We start from the raw sequence: 20588 nt of genomic DNA on the forward strand, positions 1-20588 counted from the left end.
ATCTCCTTGAATCGAAAGGACCCCAACCTTGCGGCAATGGATATGTTTGATTGCACTATGCGTGCTTACATGTGCATCGCCGCGTCGGGCGCGGGCCGAAAATCGACGCAACCGTGTCGCAAATTTCTATAGGATGTGCGCTTTGACCGACGGTGCGGTTCCCTAAAACTTGGTTTCTTCCGCGGATCATCACGGTTCTGGATCATTCCAACGGAGGAGACCCAAATGTCTGCGAATGAAGAACACATAAGACAGCCAAGTCTGGGGCTGGCGCTTGTACCAATTGTGCTGACCCTTTTCGTGCTTGGCCTGCAGCTTTTCTATTTTGGTGACTTTACCCCGCATATTCCGCTGGCCTTCGGGATCGCGATTACAGGGATCGTCGGTCTTATGCTTGGGCACAAATGGCCCAGCATCGAAGAGGGCGTATTCCACGTCATCAATATTTCACTACCGTCTGTTTCGATTCTGATCACGGTTGGCATGATCATTGGTGTGTGGATCGCAAGCGGCACGGTTCCGACACTGATCTATTATGGTCTGAAGATACTGTCGCCCGAGCTGTTTCTGGCCGCGGGCATGGTGTTGTGTTCCATCGTCTCTGTCTCGCTGGGCACCTCCTGGGGAACGACGGGCACTGTCGGGCTGGCCCTGATGGGCATCGGCGCCGGGTTTGGTATCCCGATGTATTGGACGGCTGGCGCGGTCGTCTCAGGCGCCTTCTTCGGCGACAAGATCTCACCTTTGTCGGACACTACGAACCTGGCACCCGCCGTGACAGGCACCAATCTGTTTGACCATATCCGTAACATGTTACCCACCACGGTTCCGTCCATGTTGATTGCGCTGGTGATCTACTTTGTTGTCGGTTTTACGTTGATCGACACATCGCAAGTGTCGTTTGACCGCATCCATGCCATCACAACCGCACTGGATGAGGCATTCTGGATTTCCCCGATCATGTTGTTCCCGGCTGTTTTGGTCATCGTTCTGGCGGTTATGAAACAGCCTCCGATCCCGTCGCTGTTTGCAGGGGCCGTCGTTGGTGGCATCATGGCCATCTTTTGCCAGGGTGCGGGTCTGCACGAAACGTTCACCTTCGCCAACAGCGGGTATTCCATTGATACCGGCGTTCCAGAAATCGATCCGCTGCTGAACCGAGGGGGCATTCAGTCGATGATGTGGACCATCTCGCTGGTGCTGCTGGCGTTGGGTTTCGGCGGCGCGCTCGAACGCGTGGGTTGCCTTCAGGCAATCATCAACGTGGTCATTTCGAAGGTGAAGACATTTGCTGGCATTCAGACCTCGGCCATTCTGACTTCGGTGGCGACAAACACCGTTGCGGGCGACCCGTATCTTTCCATCGCCCTGCCGGGCCGCATGTATGCGCCTGTCTATCGGGCCATGGGGTATTCACCGTTGAACCTGTCACGCGCTGTCGAAGAAGGCGGTACCTTGGTCTCGCCCCTGATCCCCTGGAACGCCGGAGGCGCCTTTGTGATCACCGCACTTGGTCTTGGGATCGCAGACGGGAATTTTGAAAACCTGCTATACATTCCCCTTGCGTTTGCTTGTTGGCTGTCACCTGTCATCGGTATCTTTTATGCTATGACTGGGCTTTTCTCGCCCAAAGCCAGTGACGAGGAAATCCACGCTTGGGAAGCCAGCGGCGAGCCTGTTGCTGAGTGGCACGCCTGATCGACCTGCACCAACACCTTTGGGTGTTGGTGCGTTTCACCCATCTCGGTTGGTATTGGGAGGAAATAGAATGAGCCCCAAGAACTTCATCCCAAAAGGGGCGGCCAGTTTTCGCATAGACCATGACGGGCCAGCCAAAGAGATCTATTTCCTGCTTCTGCCGAAACTAACCATGCTGGCCTTTAGCGCAGCAGTCGAGCCGTTGAGGATCGCCAATCAGGTCACGAACAGAGAGCTCTACAAATGGTATCTGATCACCGAAGATGGAAACCCGGTTCAATGCTCAAACGGAATTGAAATCACCCCGGACACTGCACTGCAAAACCTGCCGCGCCTATCAAGGATGTTTGTCTGCTCTGGCATAGAACCGGCAGAAAGCACCAATCCCAGGGTACTGTCGTGGATCAGTCGCCAGAAGGCCTTTGGCTGCAAGCTTGGTGGTATTTGCACCGGTGCATTTGCACTTGCCAAAGCCGGAGCGCTAACCGGAAAGCGGTTCACCTTACACTGGGAAAACCACCCCGCCTTTATCGAGCATTTTGAAGGGCTGGAACCTTCTGCAAACCTGTATGAAATCGATAATGAGCTTATGACATGCGGCGGCGGCAATGCGGCGACCGATATGATGCTGGATATGATCGAGTCTGATTTCGGAAAGGATCTGGCCGTCATCGTTTCCGACATGTGCATTCATTTTCGGTCGAACAACCGCAAAACCCTCCAGAAATCAGCCTTTTCGGTGGCTTTGGGTAGCCGCAACCAGTACCTGATCAACGCCATGCAGATCATGCATGAGAACCTGGAGGATCCGTTGGATATCTCGGAAATAGCAGAGGCTGTTCAGATATCGCGCCGCCAGTTGGAGCGCCTGTTCCAGAAATATGTCGAAGTTTCACCTGTGCAGTTTTACATCGAATTGCGCGTTGCGCGCGCTTATGCACTGCTCAGCGAAACCGAATTACCCGTTACCGAAATCGCAGCGGCCACGGGGTTTGGCAGTGCGACCCAGCTTACGGTGCGTTTCAAAAAGCGTTATGGCGAGGCGCCAACGTCCTTCAGACGAGGATGGTCGGAAAAGCGCGAATAATATCCGCCAGTTTCAGTCGATCCAGCCGGTCAAGTTTGTCCCTTGACCCTGGGCTGCGAACGCTCTAGGCCCTGTCGTCTTTGCTCAGACATCTCGGAGACATGCGCCATGGCCCCCAGCAGCCCGTGGATTGGCATTGATTTTGGCACGTCGAACTCGGCGGTGGCATATGTGGACGCGGGTGCACCCCGTTTGGTGCGGTTCGACGCCGCCGCCACGACCCTTCCCACAACCTTTTTCTTTGATTTCGAAACCCGCGAAACCCTGATCGGCGAGCCTGCTAATCAGGCATTGCTTGAAGGGTTGGAGGGGCGATTTATGCGCGCCCTCAAACGCGTGCTGGGCACCACGTTGATGCATGAAAAGCGCCAGATTCTGAACCAGAGGGTGACTTTCGTCGAGATAATCGGATCTTTCTTGCGCAGGCTTCGAGAGCGGGCCGAGGCCGAGCGTGGCGTGTCTTGCACCCGCGTGGTCTCGGGACGGCCCGTGGTATTTCATGGCTCGGGCGATCCGCGCGAGGCGCAGGCTGAGGCTGATTTGCACGCGTGTTATGAGGCCGCCGGATTTACCGACATCCGGTTCTGCCCTGAGCCCGCCGCGGCTGCCATTGCGAACGGTGCGGCCGGGCCAGATGACACGGTTGGATTGGTTGTGGATATCGGTGGCGGAACGTCAGATTTTTCGGTTTTCCGCACTAGATCCGCAGAGGTCGAGATTCTGGCCAACCACGGGGTACGAATTGGCGGTACGGATTTTGATCGTACAATAAGCATCAATCAGGTCATGCCCCTGTTGGGTAAAGGGTCGATGGTTCGAGATGTTTTTGGCAAAGGCGTGTCGCAGACGCCCAACGCGATCTTCAATGACCTTGCGACCTGGGAAATGGTCCCTTTTCTGTACACGGCCCAGAACCGCCGCATGGTGGGCGATATGCTGAAGCTGGCCGAGTCCCCCAAGCGATTAGCGCGGCTTGCAATAGTGCTTGAACACGAATTGGGTCACGAACTGGCCTTTGCGGTGGAGCGCGGAAAAATAGCCGTGAACTCAGGGGCGAATGATCCGGCCATCACGCTGAACATGCTCGAGACGGGGTTGACCGCGCAACTCAGTGATGTGTTGGTGGCCGAAAGCCTTGCCGCTCATGCCGCGCAGTTGGACACGGGGGCACGCGAAGTTCTGCGCCAGGCTGATTTGACTGCACAGCAGATCGACCGCGTCGTCTATGTCGGGGGTTCTAGCCTGATGGGCGTCGTGCCCGAAACGATGCGTGGCGTTTTCCCTTCGGCCGAGCATTCCTTTGCCTCTGTCTTTACCGCCGTGGCCGAGGGGCTGGCCCTGGTGGCAGCGCAAGAGCGCGGGTAGGGCAAAGATCGCACCACTTGAAATGGACGGCGGTTTACTGGGGCCCGCTCACGTGGGGCGGAGCCCTTTAAGCCTCATCGTATCAAGTAAGTTGAAAAATATCTTGCAACCGGTTGCAAAGAAAATCATGGTATCCTCGAATTAAAGAATCGGGAGGCCTGCATGCTCAGAATCGGATTGCTTGGTGCCGGACGCATTGGTCGCGTACATGCACAGGCCATCGCTGCGCATTCGCAAAGCCAGCTGTGCGCTGTCTCTGACGCGATTTCCGATGCGGCTGAAAGCCTTGCCACTGAACAGGGGGCAACCACGCGCGACTCGATGGAGATCATCGCAGACCCGTCGATTGATGCCGTCCTGATCGCGACGCCGACTGACACCCATTCTGACTTGATTGAGGCCGCTACACGGGCGGGCAAGGCGGTTCTGTGTGAAAAACCCGTCGATCTCAGCCTTGAACGGGCACTTGCCTGCCAAGCCATTGCGGCGGAAACCGGCCAACCGGTGATGGTTGGGTTCAATCGCCGGTTCGATCCCAGCTTTTCGGCTCTGAAATCCGCAGCTGATCAGGGTGAAATTGGCGCGCCCGAGTTGTTGTCGATTACGTCTTTCGATCCGGCCCCGCCACCCGTCAGCTATATCAAGGTCTCGGGTGGTCTGTTCCGGGACATGATGATCCATGATTTCGACATGGCGAACTATCTGATGGGGCAGTTGCCGGTGCAGATTTCGGCCTTCGGCACCTCGATTGTCGATCCCGAAATCGGACGGGCGGGCGACGTGGATACAGCTGTTGTAACAATGACTTATGCAAGCGGTCAGATTGCGGTGATCAAGAATTCGCGGCGTGCTGTCTACGGTTATGACCAGCGGATCGAAATGCTTGGGTCGGGCGGGCTGTTGCAAGCCCATAACATTCTGGAAAACGCGGTGGTCAAGTCAACAGCCGACGGCATCACTGGGGCGAAACCGACCTATTTTTTCTTGGAACGCTATATGCCTGCCTACCGCGCAGAATGGGATGCGTTTGTGCAGGCGGTGCAGTCCGGTTCGTCAATGCCAGTGACGCTGGAAGACGGGGTTGCTGCCCTGGCCATGGCCGAAGCTGCGAACCGTTCGGCCCAATCAGGGCAGCCTGTTGCAATGGCCGATGTTTTGAAACCGGTTGCAAAATGAGCGGATATCCGGAAACTGGGGAAAGCTCCGCCAGATTCCCGGAGCGGAGGAGATTCGGCCGGTCCGAATAACTGGGGCTGCTGCCCCGGCAATAAAGACAAACTGTTTTTATGGGAGGAAACCAAATGAAAAAGTTCGTAAAAAGCGCACTGGCTGCCAGCGCGCTGGCGCTGGTCACCGCTACCGGCGTTGCGGCTGAGGGTGAGAAATACATTCTGGTCAGCCACGCCCCTGACAGCGACAGCTGGTGGAACACAATCAAAAATGGCATTGCCCTGGCGGGCGAACAGATGGGTGTCGAGGTTGAATACCGCAACCCGCCCACAGGTGACCTGGCTGACATGGCACGGATCATCGACCAGGCAGCGGCGTCTGGCCCCAATGGCATCATTACCACGCTGGCCGACCCGGACATTCTGGAAGGTCCAATCAAGGCAGCGGTGGATTCCGGCATCGACGTGATCATCATGAACACCGGCACGCCCGAAAAGGCGCGTGAAGTTGGCGCTTTGATGTATGTGGGGCAGCCTGAATATGATGCGGGTCTGGCTGCCGGTCAGCGGGCCAAGGCGGACGGGATCGGGTCCTTCTTGTGTGTGAACCACTATATCGTTCAACCCTCAAGCCAAGAGCGGTGCCAAGGTTTTGCCGATGGTCTGGGTGTGGAACTGGGCGAGCAGATGATCGACGCCGGTCAGGACCCCGCTGAAATCAAGAACCGGGTTCTGGCCTATCTTTCCGCAAACCCTGAAACCGACGCTGTTCTGACGCTTGGTCCGACATCGGCGGACCCGACCATTCTGGCGCTGCAGGAAAATGGAATGGCCGGTGACATTTATTTCGGCACGTTCGATCTGGGCGGTGAAATCGTCAAAGGCATCAAGGACGGCACCATCCAGTGGGGTATCGACCAGCAGCCCTTCCTGCAGGCCTATCTGCCGGTTGTGGTTCTGGCCAATTACCACCGCTATGGCGTCCTCCCGGGCAACAACATCAACTCTGGTCCGGGCTTCGTTACGGCGGACGGCCTGACAAAAATCGAAGAGTTCGCGGGCGAATACCGCTGATTTAACAATGCGGTGGGCGCAAGGGGACTGCGCCCGCCGCTCACTCCAACACTCGGAAACCCGCGCGAGGGAGGACCACAATGTCTGAGACAGTTCAATCCACGGCAGGCGGTGACGAACGGATCAAAGAGATCTCGCCACTGCGTCGCGCCCTGATCCGCCCCGAATTGGGCGGCATGGTCGGGACAGTTGCTGTTTTCACCTTTTTCCTGCTTTTTGCTTTTGACAGCGGCATGTTCAATAGCCAGGGCATCATGAACTGGTCCATTGTCTCGGCGCAATTCATGATCATCGCGGTAGGGGCCTGTCTGCTGATGATCGCGGGTGAATTTGACCTGTCCGTCGGTTCGATGATTGGTTTCGCGGGCATGATGATCGCAATCTTTTCGGTCACGCTCAGCTGGCCGGTCTGGATGGCGATCCTGGTGACATTTGCCCTGTGTGTCTCAATCGGCGCGCTGAACGGCTACATCGTCATACGAACGGGGCTGCCTAGTTTTATCGTCACCCTGGCATTTCTGTTCATCTTGCGCGGTTTCACGATCTACCTGCCGCAGACTATCGAACGCAAAACCATCATTGGCGGCATCAAGGACGTGGCCGAGGGCGATTGGTTAGCGTGGGTGTTTGGCGGCAAGGTGTTTGAAGGCTTCTTTGTCTGGCTGGGCAACAATGGCCTGATCGAAACGTTCTCACGTGGCACACGTGAAGGGCAGCCGGTCGTCGATGGAATTCCCATGTTGCTGATCTGGGCAATCGGGCTGATCATCTTTGGCCATGTGCTGTTGACCAAAACCAAGTTCGGGAACTGGATTTTTGCTGCCGGTGGTGACGCCGAAGCGGCCCGGAACTCAGGCGTGCCGGTGAATCGGGTCAAGGTGCTGATGTTCATGTTCACTGCCTTTTGCGCCACGGTTTTCGCCACCTGTCAGGTGATGGAGTTTGGTTCGGCCGGTGCGGACCGCGGATTGCTGAAAGAGTTCGAGGCGATCATCGCCGTGGTCATTGGCGGCGCATTGCTGACCGGTGGCTATGGCTCGGTCCTTGGGGCGGCGTTGGGCGCGTTGATCTTTGGCGTCGTGCAGCAGGGTCTGTTCTTTGCCGGTGTCGAAAGCTCGCTATTCCGGGTGTTCCTGGGTGTCATCCTTCTGGGTGCTGTGATCCTGAACACCTACATCCGTCGCATCATCACAGGAGAACGCTGAGATGACCGAAGACACCAAGTTCCACCACGGCGACGCGCAGGCCAAGAAACCGATTATTCGGATGGTCGACATTCAAAAGCATTTCGGTTCGGTGATTGCGCTGGCCGGTGTCAGCTTTGATCTGTGTTCCGGCGAATGCCACTGTTTGCTGGGCGACAATGGCGCGGGCAAGTCGACCTTCATCAAGACCATGTCGGGCGTACACAAGCCCACCGCAGGCGAGATTTTCTTTGAAGATAAGCCGATGCATTTCGAAGATCCGCGTGATGCGATTGCAGCGGGAATTGCCACCGTACACCAGCATCTGGCGATGATCCCACTAATGAGCGTCAGCCGGAACTTCTTTATGGGGAACGAACCAACGCGCAAAGTCGCGGGGATCAATTTCTTCGACAAGAAACTGGCCGATGAAATCACTATGGAAGAGATGCGAAAAATGGGCATCAACTTGCGTGGTCCCGATCAGGCCGTGGGTACCTTGTCGGGCGGTGAACGTCAGACGGTGGCCATTGCTCGGGCGGTTCATTTCGGCGCCAAGATTCTGATCCTGGACGAACCGACCTCGGCCCTTGGTGTGCGGCAGACCTCGAACGTGTTGGCGACCATCGACAAGGTGCGCAGTCAAGGGGTAGGCGTTGTTTTCATCAGCCATAACGTGCGTCACGCGCTGGCTGTGGGCGACCGCTTTACCGTGTTGAACCGGGGCAAGACGCTGGGCACTGCACGGCGCGGGGAAATCACGCCAGAAGAGTTGCAGGACCTGATGGCAGGCGGTCAGGAACTGGCCGAACTGGAAGGGTCCTTGGGCGGAACGGTTTAACCCCGTTCCCCCATTTTGGGCCCACGGCCCGACATCAAACAAAATTGCAGGCTTGGCCAAATCGGCCTTGTGTTGAAAGGGATCACAATGGGCAAAACAGTCCGACTGACCGCAGCGCAAGCTTTGGTGCGCTATCTGGGTGCGCAGATGAACGAGGCCGGAGAGCCGTTCATCGCTGGTGTCTGGGCCATTTTCGGCCACGGCAATGTGGCAGGTCTGGGTGAGGCGCTGCACGCTGTCAAAGACACCCTTCCCACTTATCGCGGCCATAACGAGCAGACCATGGCGCATTGCGCGATTGCCTATGCCAAGCAGATGCGGCGTACCCGGGCGATGGCAGTGACCTCGTCGATCGGGCCGGGCGCGACCAATATGGTGACAGCGGCCGCGCTGGCGCATGTGAACCGCCTGCCGGTTCTGATCGTCCCCGGTGATGTATTCGCCACGCGTGGACCCGATCCGGTATTGCAACAGATCGAAAGCTTTGGCGACGGCACCGTCAGCGCCAATGACTGTTTCCGCCCGGTCAGCCGCTATTATGACCGTATCTCGCGCCCCGAACATCTGCTGACCGCACTGCCGCGTGCCTTCCGCACCATGACGGACCCGGCCGATTGCGGACCGGCAACATTGGCCTTTTGTCAGGACGTGCAGGCCGAAGCTTATGACTATCCCGAAAGCTTTTTTGAGCCGCGGGTCTGGTACCAGCGCCGTATCCGCCCGGATGAAGGCGAACTGGCCCGTGCCGTCGCGGCCATCAAAGCGGCGAAGCGTCCGGTTATCGTTGCCGGGGGTGGGGTGCATTACTCGGGCGCGACCGATGCACTGCAAAGCTTTGCTGAGACGCACAACGTCCCCGTTGCCGAGACGCAGGCTGGTAAATCGGCACTGGCCTGGGATCACCCTTTGAATCTAGGGCCGGTTGGCGTCACTGGCGGTGAGCCCGCCAATGACGTTTGTGCCGCCGCCGATCTGGTTCTGGCAGTCGGCACGCGGTTGCAGGATTTCACCACAGGTTCATGGGGCCTGTTCTCGAATCCCGAACGTGAGACGATTTGCCTGAACACAGCTGCCTATGACGCCGAAAAACACGGCGCCATGCCACTGCAATCCGACGCGCAAGTTGGGCTGCAAGAGCTGGGCACGGCCTTGCAAGGATACCGTGTCGATCCGGTGGCCGACACGCTGAAGGCTGAATGGTTTGGCAAGGTCGATAAGCTGACCGATGCGCCGGGGGACGGCAACGCTCTGCCGACCGACATGCAGGTGGTGGGTGCGGTTCAACGCGCCTCGCACAACGACACCGTTGTGATGTGTGCGGCGGGCACCATGCCGGGTGAGTTGCACAAGCTGTGGAAAGCGCCGCGCCCGGGTTCGTATCACATGGAATACGGGTTCAGCTGTATGGGCTATGAAATCGCTGGTGCCATGGGGATCAAGATGGCTCAACCGGAACGTGATGTGATCTGCTTTACCGGCGACGGCACCTATATGATGGCGAATTCGGAAATGGCGACGGCAGCGATGATGGGAATTTCGTTTACGGTCGTCATCACCGACAATCGCGGGTTTGGCTGTATCAACCGGCTGCAGATGGGCACGGGCGGGGCTGAGTTTAACAACCTGCTGGATCATGCGGTGCACGAAACGCCATCTGCCATCGACTTTGCTGCCCATGCGGCGGCGATGGGGGCGACTTCGGTTAAGGTCAGCTCGATTGCCGAGCTTGAGGAGGCGCTGGCTAAACGCGGCGAGATCAAGGGGCCGAATGTGGTGGTTATCGACACTGATCCGTACCCCTCGACCGAACATGGCGGAACATGGTGGGAAGTGGCCGTTCCCGAGGTCAGCATCCGCCCCGAAGTGAATGAAAAACGGGCGGCCTACGAGGTTGCTATCAAGGAAAGAAACACGAAATGAGCGTAAAAATCGGAATCTCTCCGATCGCCTGGCAGAATGATGACCTGCCGGACATTACTGCGGCCTTCACCATGGAGCAGGCGCTGAAAGAGGCGCGTGAGATCGGCTATACAGGCGTCGAACGGGGCCAGCGAATGCCCAGCGATACCGAAGGTTTGCGCGCCTATCTCGACGGCAACGACATTGCGCTGTGCGGTGGCTGGTGCTCGGGCGCGTCGCTGGTCAATGACTTTGCAACTGAACGCGAAGCTGCGCGCGCGCAGGTCGAGCAATTCGTAGCCCTAAACAGTCCGTGCATCGTTTACGCCGAGTGTTCGAACACCGTGCAGGGGCAGATTGGAACGCCGGTCAACCACCGCCCCAAACTGTCGAAAGATGAGGTTATGGCCTATGCGGCTAAGATCACCGATCTGGCCAAGTGGATGGGCGATCAGGGCATGACGATGGCCTATCACCATCACATGGGCACGATCATCGAAACCGAAGATGAGGTGAACTGGCTGATGGAGGGGTCGGGCCCCGAGGTGAAGCTATGCTTTGACACCGGCCACCTGCTGTTTGGCGGCGGCGATGTGCTGGCCACCCTGAACCGCTGGGGCGACCGGGTGCATCATGTGCATTTCAAGGATATCCGGCCCGCCGTGGTGCAGGATACGCGCGAAAACAACCGCAGTTTTCTGGATGCCGTTATCGCCGGGGCTTTTACCGTGCCCAGCGACGGCTGCATTGATTTCCAGGCGATTGCAAACGCGCTGAAGGCGATGGACTACGACGGCTGGATCGTGGTCGAGGCGGAACAGGACCCAGCCAAGGCGCCACCTTATGAATACTCCAAGATGGGTTACGACCACATTGTGGACGTGTGCGGAACGGCAGGGTTGAAGATCAAGGCGTAACACGCCGCCCAAGAGAGCAACACCAAAAGCCATGAGAAAGGAAAAAGTCATGGTAAATCAAGACCTTGGATATGTCGGCTATTTCGACCGGGAATCCTGTGATCTGGATGAGTTTAAGGTGTTGACCTCGCAAAGCCTTTTGGCCGATGCGGTGCCCCTTGCCGCGTCGGTTGAAAAGAACATTCCTTTCTATGACATGCAGGCGTTGCGTCCGGCATTGGAACGGCCCGATACACGCCGGGCAGTGCTGGCGGAATGGGCTTGGGTGCTGGACAAGTCCGCTGGCGTGATCGCCCTCAAGGGGGCGTATGCGGATACTTCTATCATCGACCGCGCCACCGAAATCTTCCGAGAGCTTATCGACGAGGAACGCCAAAGCGGGGCGGGCGAGGGCGATCACTTTGCGGTCTCGGGCGCGAATGATCGGATCTGGAACGCGCTGCAAAAGCAGTGCCTTCGCGACCCCGAAGGCTTTGCGCTGTATTTCGGGAATACCGCGATTGCGGCAGCGTGCGAGGCATGGTTAGGCCCGAACTATCAGCTCACCGCGCAGGTCAATCAGGTGCGTCCCGGCGGTAAGGCGCAGCAGGCGCATCGGGATTACCACCTTGGGTTTCAAAGCGCGGACAGTGCCGCCCAGTACCCGGCCCATGCCCATCTTGTGACTGCGTCGCTGACGTTACAGGGGGCGATTGCCCATTGTGATATGCCAGTGGAAAGTGGGCCGACAAAGCTGTTGCCGTTCTCACAGCTTTACCCATCAGGATATCTGGCGTTTCACGATATCGCCCATCAGGATCATTTCGAAGACAATTATGTTCAACTGCCACTGGCAAAAGGTGATGCAGTGTTTTTCAACCCGGCGCTGTTTCACGCGGCGGGTGAAAACAGCAGCGCCGACATCCACAGGATGGCCAACCTGCTGCAAATCTCATCCGCGTTCGGGCGTGCGATGGAGGCGGTGGATCGCCGCGCCATGGCGCTGGAGGTTTTCCCCTCTCTCATTGCCCTGAAACAGCGCGGCGAGCTGGCAGGAGCAGAACTGGACGCCGCCATCGCCGCCACAGCGGAAGGCTACCCGTTTCCGACAAATCTGGACACAGACCCTCCGATCGGAGGCAACGCGCCGGAAAGTCAGGCCGATATCCTGCGAAGGGCCGTGGTCGAGGGCTGGACCGAAACAATTCTGGCCGAGGCGCTATCCGCCCTGCACACAAGGCAAGCTGCCTGAAGCAAGAACATCAAGGAGGCTAAAATGGCAGACCTGCTTAAGAAACCCTTCGGTACCCGTGGCAAGGTCCATGACATCACCCCGGCCAGTGCGAGTTGGCAGTATGTCGGGTTCGGCCTCTATCATCTGCGCGCAGGGGATAAGGCGGCTGAGGCCACTGGTGAGCGCGAGGTCATTTTGGTCATGGTCGAGGGCAAGGCGCAGATCACTGGTGGCGGCCAGGATTGGGGTGTTCTGGGAGACCGGATGAATGTCTTTGAGAAGACCCCGCCGCACTGCCTGTATCTGCCAAACGGAACTGAGTGGCAGGCCATCGCCGAAACCGATTGCGTCATCGCCGTCTGCACCGCTCCGGGAAAAGGTGGGCACGCGGCGCGGCGGATCGGGCCCGACGGCATCACTCTGACCGAACGCGGCAAAGGGGTGAACACGCGTTATATTAACAACATCGCTATGGAGGCCGAAGACTATGCCGACAGTCTGCTGGTGACCGAGGTGTTTACGCCGAACGGGCACTGGTCATCTTATCCCAGCCACCGACATGACGAAGATGATTACCCGCGGATCACCTATTTGGAAGAGACCTACTACCACCGCCTGAACCCGGCCAACGGCTTTGGCATTCAGCGGGTCTATACCGATGACGGTCAATTGGATGAGACGATGGCAGTCTCAGACGGCGACGTCGTGACCGTCCCGCGCGGCCATCACCCGTGCGGCGCACCTTATGGGTTTGAGATGTACTATCTGAACGTCATGGCCGGACCTTTACGCAAGTGGCGGTTTGTACCCGCTCCCGAGGTTGAATGGATCATGGAGCGCGACGGGTAGGTCCGATCGGTCTACGCGGCGCGCTTTGAGTTACGTTTGCTTTGCGGAAATAAGGGTTTGAGGGCCAGCTTCAGTGGCTTTTTGAACACGTCCACAACGAAAAAGAAAACCGGTCTCGACGCGCGGATCATGGACCGGGCATAGGCGTTGGCTTCCTCTTCTTGCTCGGCCACCTGTCCACCCTCACTGTGCCCAAGAACGTGATGGCCGACCTCGTGGTAAAAGGTGACTTCATTGTTGAGTGTTTCAATCCAACTAATCAGACCTTTGAGTTGGATCGTTGGTTGGGTCAGCACAATGCCGGAGAAGAACAGGTTGTACCTGCCCAGATAGTCAAGCTCAGGCCGCTCGGCGATAACGTCGATACGGGTCACGTCCTTTAACGACAATCCTTTGGTTTTGCTCCAACGCTGAAGGTTACGAATGACGCGACGCGAATTTGCGACGTCATCGGCAATGAATACCGGAACGGTTTCGGCCAAATAGGCTGAAGGTGCATCTTCCAGCCGTTTTGCCAAAAGGTTCAGCGTTCTGCGATGAACTGGATGCAGTTTGATCGGTCCCAGCCGCATGATTTCCTGCCGGAACGCGTTGCCGTCCATCTCGCTTAGCAGCGCCAACAGGATACCAAAGTACTTTGGTAAAGGACCCGGAGGATTGTTTTTCCAGGCATTGGAGTTGAGTTTTTTCTTTATGACCGGGACGGCCTCTTCCTTATCAGAAAGTAATGCCCGCCATGCATCCCTAACAGTTTCTATGTGGTCAGTTGAAATGCCCCGCAAGAGCTTATTGAGGAAGCGTTCGGCGTTTTGTTGCATACCTCACGAATAACAGGATTATTCATGGAGCGCAAAATCCTCTTTTTGAAGCAATATGTTAGATGCTCTGATATTAACTTTGCGGCGGCGCTCCGAAGGCCCGGATCACGAGCCGTGCGGCGGCTTCGACCGGGTCGTGGGTTTCTTTTAGAATGGTGACCCGGTCGAACCTTTCGGGGTCGCTGTTTACGGCTTCGCGCAGGGCGGCGCCGAAGGCCATGCGCAGCTCGGTCCCGATATTGAATTTGCAGATCGAGGTCTCGCGGGCCAGGCGGGCGCGCTGTTCAACCGGCACGCCGGAACCACCATGAATGACCAAGGGCGCGTCGGTCACGGCGTCGATCTGGTGGATGCGGTCTTCGTCTAGGCCGCCTTCCTTGTTCTGCTGCAGATGGACGTTACCGACAGAAATCGCCATCGCATCCACACCGCTTTCACGTGCGAACTGCGCGGCCTCGGCCGGGTCGGTACCATTTGACCCTTCGCCACCGGAATAGCCGACAAAGCCGATCTCACCTTCGCATGAAATCTCCGCCGCGTGGGCCATTTCGGCAATCGCGGCGGTCTCGTCGATGTTCTGCCGCAGTGGCTTGCGCGACCCGTCGAACATCAGCGATGTAAACCCGCTGTCCAGCGCGATTTTGCAGTCCTCATACGTATAGCCGTGGTCCAGATGCGCGACGACGGGGACCGAGGCGTTTTCGGCCAGATGGCGGAACATCTTGCCCAGCACAGGCAACGGCGTGTGTTCGCGGCAGCTGGGGCCCGCTTGCAGGATTACCGGCGCATTTTCAGCCTCGGCCGCGGCCACATAGGCGCGCATGTCTTCCCAGCCCAGCGTAACCAGGCCACCCACGGCATAACCTTGTTCATAAGCAGGGGACAGAACGTCTTTCAGCGTGACAAGGGTCATTTGAACTTTGCAATCATGTCTTTGATGCCCGGAATAGTCTCGATCTGGTAGGCATGGGTTGGTTGGAAGTACTGCACCAGAGACCTCTGGCTGAGACCGCCGAGAATGGTGAAATAGTACATCTCATACCCCGGCAGGACGCAGCAAGGGTGATAGCCCTTGTCGATGCAAATCGTGGACCCGTCGACGATGTGATAAGCATCGCCGGGTTTGTTATCTTCGCGTTGCAACATCTGCAGGCCCGAGCCCCAATTGGGCTTGAAGCGGAAGTTATAGGTCTCGTCATGGCGCGACTCTTCCGGCAGGCGGTTGGTGTCGTGCTTGTGACTGGGGAATCCGGACCAACCGCCTTGACCCACGGTGAACAGCTCACTGACCAGCAGGCGACCCACCTTGTCATGCTGTTTCTGACCAAGGATGTGCTTGATTTTGCGATGGGTTTTAGTGTCGTCGCTACCATATTGCACAAGGTCATGTTCGCGCACGTCGAACGGGTCCAGCACCTTGTCGTATTTGGCCCCGGCAATGAACACTTCGGCCTGATCCGAGACGCAGACCATCTGAGCCTTGGCGCCGACGGGGACATAGACGCCCTCGGGCTCGCCATCCCAGACGTCTTCACCCCGGTTGCCGAGCCTGGGGAACTGTACGCCTTCAACGTCGACATCCACGCTGCCGGTGGCGGGGGCGATGCAGGTTTCATACCCCGGCACCTGATATTCGAACGCCTCACCTTTTTTCAGTTTGACGATGTTGAAATAGTTCAAAGGCACCATCGGGTCGTCGGCATCGACTATGGGTTTGTTCTGATTGTCATAGGGTGCGATATGCATTGGGGTCTCCTATGCGGTCGGGCCGGGATGGGCGGCAAGGAATGCGTCCAGCTCGGGTGTTGTGGGCATGGCGGGGGCGCAACCTGGTTGCGAAACCACGATTGATGCGCAAGCCGAGCCGCGCATCACGGCGTCTTTCAGTGAATGCCCCGCCGCGATCGAGGCCAGCAGGCCAGCCATAAAACTGTCGCCCGCGCCGTTGGGTTTGACGGCGGTGACGGGGTATATGCCGGTGGCAATTTCCTGACCGTCTACCAGCGTGACGGCACCTTTCTCGCCCATCTTGTAGATGACGATCCGGCCGGGTTTTTCGGCCAGTTCCTTGGCTTTTGCGAACCCTTTTTCGATACCGCCAGCCATGAAGCCGAATTCTTCGTCATTGCCGACGATCAGATCGCTGGCGTCACCCGCGCGCGACAGCACATCCGCGGCAACCTCGGGCGAGGGCCAGCTGTAGGGGCGATAGTCGATGTCGAAGATGATCGGCAGACCAGCGGCGCGGGCATTGTCAAAGGCGTGGAACGTGGCGCTGCGCGAGGGTTCGGCGGCAAAGACGGTTCCAGCCGAGATCACAGCAGAGAAAGCCGAGAAATCAACCCTGTCCATATCTTCGTCGGTGACCTGAAAATCGACTGCGCCATTGCGATAGATGACGTTCTGGAAATTCTCGATTCGGCTTTCATAGACGGCCAGCGACATGCGGTATTCACCGCCCAGAACGCGGATATAGGACGTGTCCACGCCGTAATCGTGAAGTTTGTTAAGGCAGAACCGCCCCACCGCATCATCCGAGACTGAGGTGATCAGCGACGCCTGACTGCCCAGCTTGACCAGGCCCGCGCAGATGTTCGCGGATGACCCACCCAGATCGGCGTGGAACGTATCGGCATCCTCGCTTTTGACACCGATGGGATCGGCATACAGGTCCATGCCGGCACGCCCTAGCACGGCAAAGCGGTTTCCTTTGATACCGTCTATCAAAGCGCTCACGTCATGTCCTCCGGCAAAGTGGGGTCGGCAAAGTTTGGACCTTGCGTTGAATCGATTCACACGATACTCATTTTGCAACCGGTTGCAAATAGTATGTTCGGAGCCGTGACAGATGCCTGAAATTGGAATTGGAATTGTGGGTGGCGGCTATATGGGCAAGGCTCATTCCGTCGCGATGTCAGCGGTAGGCGCGGTGTTCAACACCACGTTGCGTCCGCGTCTGGAAATGATCTGTGCCTCAAGCCCTGAAAGCGCCGAACGCTATCGGGCGGCCTATGGATTCAAACGCGCGACTGGGGATTGGCAGGCGCTGGTCAATGACCCGGCGGTCGAGGCCGTGGTCATCGCCTCGCCTCAGGAAACCCACCGCCAGATTGCCGAGGCGGCCTTTGCATTGGGCAAGCCGGTTCTGTGCGAAAAACCCCTTGGCGCGTCGATGGCTGATGGAGATGCCATGGTTGCCGCGGCCGAGGCGGCTGGTGTCACAAACATGGTCGGTTTCAACTACGTCCGCACGCCTGCCACTCAATTTGCACGGAAACTGATTGCCGACGGTGAATTGGGCGAGGTCACCTGGTTTCGGGGTGAACATACCGAGGATTTCTACGCCGACCCCGATGCCCCGGCTACGTGGCGCACAACGGGTATGGCAAACGGCACCATTGGCGATTTAGCGCCACATATGGTCAATGGGGCGCTGGCCTTGATGGGGCCGATTGCCGAAGTGATGGCCGAGGTTGAAACCGTCCACGAAACCCGTCCCGGCGGAAAAGTCACCAATGACGACCATGCTCAGATCATGTGCCGGTTCGAAAGTGGCGCGATGGGCAATATCTATGTCAGCCGCATCTCGACCGGGCGTAAAATGGGCTATGCCTATGAGATTTCGGGCACCAAAGGCGCGCTGCGTTTCGATCAGGAAGACCAAAACGCCCTGTGGTTCTATCGTCGCGAAGGCCCCGAGGCGCATCGCGGTTTCACAAAGATCCTGACCGGTCCTGCACATCCGGATTACGAACCCTTCTGTCAGGGCCCAGGCCATGGCACTGGATATCAGGATCAGATTATCATTGAGGCCAAGGATTTCCTTGAGGCCATCCATACCGGCCAAGCAATCTGGCCCACCTTCCGTGACGGGCATGAGGTCAACCGGGTGCTGGCTGCAGCGCTGGCCTCGTCCGAGCGGCGGCAATGGCAAAACATAAGCGATTTCTGATCGCGCAACCGTAAAACCTGAAGAGAGACTAGAACCATGGCAAAGCTGAGATGGGGCATGATCGGTGGTGGCGAAGGCAGCCAGATCGGGCCCGCGCACCGTCTGGGAGCGCTGGCGGACGGGATGTTCGAACTCGCCGCGGGCGCGCTGGATCACCGCCCCGATGTGGGTCGGGAATATGCCCGACGGCTGGGTGTTGCTGCGGACCGCGCCTATGGCGATTGGCAGGAAATGCTGGCAGGTGAAAAAGGGCGCGAGGACCGGATTGATCTGGTGACAATTGCCACGCCAAACTCAACCCATTTCGAGATTGCCAAGGCGTTTCTTGAAGCCGGATTCAATGTGTTGTGCGAAAAGCCGATGACCATGACCGTGGAAGAGGGCGAAGAGATTGTCCGCGTGGCCGAGGCTTCGGGCAAGATCTGTGCAGTGAATTATTGCTATTCCGCCTATCCGATGGTGCGGCAGGCCCGTGCAATGGTGCGGGCTGGCGACATTGGGAAAGTGCGCTTGGTGGTGACTAATTTTAGCCATGGCCACCACGGCGACGCCACCGACGCCGACAACCCGCGCGTCCGTTGGCGGTATGATCCGGCCATGGCGGGTGTGTCCGGCCAATTCGCTGATTGCGGTATCCACGCGCTGCATATGGCCAGTTTCATCTGCGATGATGAGGTCAAAACACTGTCCGCCGATATGGCCTCGACCATCCCAAGCCGGGAACTGGAGGACGATGCCATGGTGAATTTCCGAATGGAGGGCGGCACAGTCGGCCGCCTGTGGACCTCATCCGTGGCAATCGGGCGGCAGCACGGGTTCGACATTCAGGTGTTTGGCGAAATCGGGGGAGTGCGATGGCACTCGGAACAGCCCAACCAGCTGATTTATACACCCGTGGGGGGGCGTACTCAGATCATTGAAAAGGGTGAGGGTGGATTGCATGATGAGGTGCAGCGCCTGTCCCGCGTGGCGATTGCGCATCCCGAAGGGTTCCCCCTGGCCGTCGCCAATATCTATTGCGATCTGGCCGATGCGATCCGCGGAGAAACCCGTGACGGCCTGCCCGGCGCTTCAGACGGCGTCCGCTCGATTGCTGCCGTCCACGCGGCAGTCGCATCAGGCAAAGAAGACGGCGCGTGGAAAGATGCGCGCCCGCCGATGTTCCGATAATCAGGGGCGGGGCCGCAATGTGCCCCGCTCGATCACCCGGCAGGGGAAAATTCGCGCTTCGGGATAGCGTTTGGGATCTTTCAGCATCTCTTCAACCAGATCGACGGACGAGGTGATGATCTGCTTGATCGGCTGATGAATGGTGGTCAGGTCAATGTTCTCCCAACGCGACATTTCCATGTCGTTCAGGCCAATGATGCCGATATCTTCGCCGGGTTTCAGCCCGTGGTCGCGCAAGGCGGACAGCGCCCCAACCGACAGAATGTCGTCACCGCAAAAATACCCATCAGCCGGGGCACCTGCCAGCAGTCGCAACATCTCGGCACGTCCAGCCTCGAACGAATAGGCTCCCGCGAATGAGTGGGACACATCAAGTTCGGGGTGCTTTTCGACCTCTTCCATAAAGCCGCGATATCGGTCCATGGCCGAGGTCGCATCTTTTGGCCCCCCCAGATACCCCACGCGCCGATACCCGCGCGCCAGCAATTCCCGCGCCGCCATGCGCCCGCATTCGACGTTGTCGATTCCGACCACATGCACTTCGGGCGACGTGGCTGAGCGGCCAAACGTATGCACCACCGGCACGCCAGCATCATGGAACGCCTTGGCAAAACTGGGCGGCAGGGTCGATGAGGCGACGATGGCGGCATCCACAGAATACTGCCGCAGCATCCGCACCGAATTGGCCGGTTCAGTCTCGTCCGTCAGGTTGACGATCAGGGGTCGTAGCCCGCGCTCCTGCAGGGCGCGGGTGAACTGGTCGAAAACCTCAAGGAAGATCGGGTTGTGAAAGTTGTTGGAAATTAGCCCGATTAGCTTGGTCCGCCCGGTTGTCAGCGACGACGCCAGCGCATTGGGGCTGTAGCCCAACTCTTTGGCGGCTTTTTCAACCTTGCTGCGGGTCTTTGCCGAAACCGAGGCACCTTCGGTAAAGGTCCGCGACACGGCCGAGCGTGACACACCCGCTAGGGCAGCAACATCTTTCAAGGTGACACTCATGACTGGCACCCACGGTTAGGGGGGAAGCTGATCAGCAATTTCATGAAACAGATAGTATGCGCCAACAGCTATATTTTGCAATCGGTTGCAAGGCCGAGAGTCAAATAACACCGAGTCCGTGGTATTTGTGGAAGCAGAGGGAGAATGGTGGGTGATGAGAGACTCGAACTCCCGACATCTTCGGTGTAAACGAAGCGCTCTACCAACTGAGCTAATCACCCGTGACGCTGCATGTAGCCAAGCCTGCGCGCGGGTGCAAGAGGGTCCGGCACAATTTCTTTACCTCAATACCGGATAATCCGCCCCAGTGTATCGCAGGCCCCGGTAGTCTTGTTCATTTTCAGCAGGCTGGC

General features: G+C 57.9%; 18 protein-coding genes and 1 tRNA gene. 13 read left to right on the top strand and 6 right to left on the bottom strand.

Annotated features, from left to right (window positions below; genetic code table 11):
* Positions 1 to 225: 225 nt before the first annotated feature.
* The 11 genes from nhaC to iolB all read left to right on the top strand — a co-directional run bounded on the left by nhaC (position 226) and on the right by iolB (position 13296).
* Positions 226 to 1698, top strand: coding sequence for a Na+/H+ antiporter NhaC (gene nhaC / locus ACR0B0_RS13785; protein WP_170397309.1), 1473 nt, complete (start codon positions 226 to 228; stop codon positions 1696 to 1698).
* Between the two features lie 70 nt (positions 1699 to 1768).
* Positions 1769 to 2785 carry a GlxA family transcriptional regulator gene (locus ACR0B0_RS13790; RefSeq protein WP_170412863.1) on the top strand — a complete coding sequence of 339 codons (1017 nt, stop codon included), beginning with the start codon at positions 1769 to 1771 and terminating at the stop codon, positions 2783 to 2785.
* A gap of 108 nt (positions 2786 to 2893) precedes the next feature.
* Complete coding sequence (locus ACR0B0_RS13795; protein WP_480648240.1) at positions 2894 to 4150, top strand: Hsp70 family protein; 1257 nt, start codon at positions 2894 to 2896, stop codon at positions 4148 to 4150.
* Between the two features lie 162 nt (positions 4151 to 4312).
* Positions 4313 to 5326 carry an inositol 2-dehydrogenase gene (gene iolG / locus ACR0B0_RS13800; protein ID WP_480648242.1) on the top strand — a complete coding sequence of 338 codons (1014 nt, stop codon included), beginning with the start codon at positions 4313 to 4315 and terminating at the stop codon, positions 5324 to 5326.
* Positions 5327 to 5451: 125 nt separating this feature from the next.
* Positions 5452 to 6393, top strand: a complete 942-nt coding sequence (locus ACR0B0_RS13805; protein ID WP_170361549.1) for a sugar ABC transporter substrate-binding protein — start codon at positions 5452 to 5454, stop codon at positions 6391 to 6393.
* A gap of 80 nt (positions 6394 to 6473) precedes the next feature.
* Positions 6474 to 7598 (top strand): ABC transporter permease, encoded by a 1125-nt coding sequence (locus ACR0B0_RS13810; RefSeq protein ID WP_480648244.1) that lies wholly within the window; start codon positions 6474 to 6476, stop codon positions 7596 to 7598.
* 1 nt (position 7599) lies between these two features.
* A complete protein-coding gene (locus tag ACR0B0_RS13815; RefSeq protein WP_170350493.1) occupies positions 7600 to 8418 on the top strand; it encodes an ATP-binding cassette domain-containing protein in 819 nt (272 codons plus the stop codon).
* 87 nt (positions 8419 to 8505) lie between these two features.
* A complete protein-coding gene (iolD, locus tag ACR0B0_RS13820; RefSeq protein WP_170350491.1) occupies positions 8506 to 10338 on the top strand; it encodes a 3D-(3,5/4)-trihydroxycyclohexane-1,2-dione acylhydrolase (decyclizing) in 1833 nt (610 codons plus the stop codon).
* Positions 10335 to 11234: a myo-inosose-2 dehydratase gene (iolE, locus tag ACR0B0_RS13825; RefSeq protein ID WP_480648246.1), complete on the top strand. Its 900-nt coding sequence runs from the start codon at positions 10335 to 10337 to the stop codon at positions 11232 to 11234. The genes iolD and iolE overlap by 4 nt, the downstream gene beginning before the upstream one ends.
* A 49-nt stretch (positions 11235 to 11283) precedes the next feature.
* A complete protein-coding gene (locus tag ACR0B0_RS13830) occupies positions 11284 to 12465 on the top strand; it encodes a phytanoyl-CoA dioxygenase family protein (RefSeq protein ID WP_480648248.1) in 1182 nt (393 codons plus the stop codon).
* 24 nt (positions 12466 to 12489) lie between these two features.
* Positions 12490 to 13296 carry a 5-deoxy-glucuronate isomerase gene (gene iolB, locus ACR0B0_RS13835; RefSeq protein WP_480648250.1) on the top strand — a complete coding sequence of 269 codons (807 nt, stop codon included), beginning with the start codon at positions 12490 to 12492 and terminating at the stop codon, positions 13294 to 13296.
* An 11-nt stretch (positions 13297 to 13307) separates the two neighbouring features.
* On the opposite strand, the gene ACR0B0_RS13840 is transcribed toward iolB, so the two are convergent.
* The 4 genes from ACR0B0_RS13840 to iolC all read right to left on the bottom strand — a co-directional run bounded on the left by ACR0B0_RS13840 (position 13308) and on the right by iolC (position 16850).
* A complete protein-coding gene (locus ACR0B0_RS13840; protein ID WP_480648252.1) occupies positions 13308 to 14114 on the bottom strand; it encodes a hypothetical protein in 807 nt (268 codons plus the stop codon).
* 73 nt (positions 14115 to 14187) lie between these two features.
* Positions 14188 to 15027, bottom strand: a complete 840-nt coding sequence (locus tag ACR0B0_RS13845; RefSeq protein ID WP_480648254.1) for a class II fructose-bisphosphate aldolase — start codon at positions 15025 to 15027, stop codon at positions 14188 to 14190.
* Positions 15024 to 15860 carry a 5-deoxy-glucuronate isomerase gene (locus ACR0B0_RS13850; RefSeq protein ID WP_480648255.1) on the bottom strand — a complete coding sequence of 279 codons (837 nt, stop codon included), beginning with the start codon at positions 15858 to 15860 and terminating at the stop codon, positions 15024 to 15026. The genes ACR0B0_RS13845 and ACR0B0_RS13850 overlap by 4 nt, the downstream gene beginning before the upstream one ends.
* A 9-nt stretch (positions 15861 to 15869) precedes the next feature.
* Positions 15870 to 16850 (bottom strand): 5-dehydro-2-deoxygluconokinase, encoded by a 981-nt coding sequence (gene iolC, locus ACR0B0_RS13855; RefSeq protein ID WP_170350479.1) that lies wholly within the window; start codon positions 16848 to 16850, stop codon positions 15870 to 15872.
* Between the two features lie 112 nt (positions 16851 to 16962).
* On the opposite strand from iolC, the gene ACR0B0_RS13860 reads away from it, so the two are divergent.
* Both ACR0B0_RS13860 and ACR0B0_RS13865 read left to right on the top strand, forming a co-directional pair.
* Positions 16963 to 18066, top strand: a complete 1104-nt coding sequence (locus ACR0B0_RS13860; protein WP_170350477.1) for a Gfo/Idh/MocA family protein — start codon at positions 16963 to 16965, stop codon at positions 18064 to 18066.
* Between the two features lie 36 nt (positions 18067 to 18102).
* Positions 18103 to 19236: a Gfo/Idh/MocA family protein gene (locus tag ACR0B0_RS13865; RefSeq protein WP_170350475.1), complete on the top strand. Its 1134-nt coding sequence runs from the start codon at positions 18103 to 18105 to the stop codon at positions 19234 to 19236.
* Here the strand turns inward: ACR0B0_RS13865 and ACR0B0_RS13870 are convergent, their stop codons facing one another.
* Positions 19237 to 20235 (bottom strand): LacI family DNA-binding transcriptional regulator, encoded by a 999-nt coding sequence (locus ACR0B0_RS13870; protein WP_170350473.1) that lies wholly within the window; start codon positions 20233 to 20235, stop codon positions 19237 to 19239. It lies immediately after the preceding gene.
* Between the two features lie 145 nt (positions 20236 to 20380).
* Positions 20381 to 20456 (bottom strand) — tRNA-Val (locus ACR0B0_RS13875).
* Positions 20457 to 20588: the final 132 nt, after the last annotated feature.

The sequence above is a fragment of the Ruegeria sp. BA12 genome, from assembly GCF_056539625.1.

What these genes read in the sequence shown, in the direction of transcription:
- ACR0B0_RS13815 (WP_170350493.1), top strand. Translation starts at nt 7,600, where the DNA reads ATGACCGAAGACACCAAGTTCCACCACGGCGACGCGCAGGCCAAGAAA.
- ACR0B0_RS13870 (WP_170350473.1), bottom strand. Translation starts at nt 20,235, where the DNA reads ATGAGTGTCACCTTGAAAGATGTTGCTGCCCTAGCGGGTGTGTCACGC.
- iolD (WP_170350491.1), top strand. Translation starts at nt 8,506, where the DNA reads ATGGGCAAAACAGTCCGACTGACCGCAGCGCAAGCTTTGGTGCGCTAT.
- ACR0B0_RS13790 (WP_170412863.1), top strand. Translation starts at nt 1,769, where the DNA reads ATGAGCCCCAAGAACTTCATCCCAAAAGGGGCGGCCAGTTTTCGCATA.
- ACR0B0_RS13805 (WP_170361549.1), top strand. Translation starts at nt 5,452, where the DNA reads ATGAAAAAGTTCGTAAAAAGCGCACTGGCTGCCAGCGCGCTGGCGCTG.
- ACR0B0_RS13840 (WP_480648252.1), bottom strand. Translation starts at nt 14,114, where the DNA reads ATGCAACAAAACGCCGAACGCTTCCTCAATAAGCTCTTGCGGGGCATT.
- ACR0B0_RS13850 (WP_480648255.1), bottom strand. Translation starts at nt 15,860, where the DNA reads ATGCATATCGCACCCTATGACAATCAGAACAAACCCATAGTCGATGCC.
- ACR0B0_RS13795 (WP_480648240.1), top strand. Translation starts at nt 2,894, where the DNA reads ATGGCCCCCAGCAGCCCGTGGATTGGCATTGATTTTGGCACGTCGAAC.
- ACR0B0_RS13830 (WP_480648248.1), top strand. Translation starts at nt 11,284, where the DNA reads ATGGTAAATCAAGACCTTGGATATGTCGGCTATTTCGACCGGGAATCC.
- ACR0B0_RS13810 (WP_480648244.1), top strand. Translation starts at nt 6,474, where the DNA reads ATGTCTGAGACAGTTCAATCCACGGCAGGCGGTGACGAACGGATCAAA.
- ACR0B0_RS13860 (WP_170350477.1), top strand. Translation starts at nt 16,963, where the DNA reads ATGCCTGAAATTGGAATTGGAATTGTGGGTGGCGGCTATATGGGCAAG.
- iolE (WP_480648246.1), top strand. Translation starts at nt 10,335, where the DNA reads ATGAGCGTAAAAATCGGAATCTCTCCGATCGCCTGGCAGAATGATGAC.
- ACR0B0_RS13865 (WP_170350475.1), top strand. Translation starts at nt 18,103, where the DNA reads ATGGCAAAGCTGAGATGGGGCATGATCGGTGGTGGCGAAGGCAGCCAG.
- nhaC (WP_170397309.1), top strand. Translation starts at nt 226, where the DNA reads ATGTCTGCGAATGAAGAACACATAAGACAGCCAAGTCTGGGGCTGGCG.
- iolG (WP_480648242.1), top strand. Translation starts at nt 4,313, where the DNA reads ATGCTCAGAATCGGATTGCTTGGTGCCGGACGCATTGGTCGCGTACAT.
- ACR0B0_RS13845 (WP_480648254.1), bottom strand. Translation starts at nt 15,027, where the DNA reads ATGACCCTTGTCACGCTGAAAGACGTTCTGTCCCCTGCTTATGAACAA.
- iolB (WP_480648250.1), top strand. Translation starts at nt 12,490, where the DNA reads ATGGCAGACCTGCTTAAGAAACCCTTCGGTACCCGTGGCAAGGTCCAT.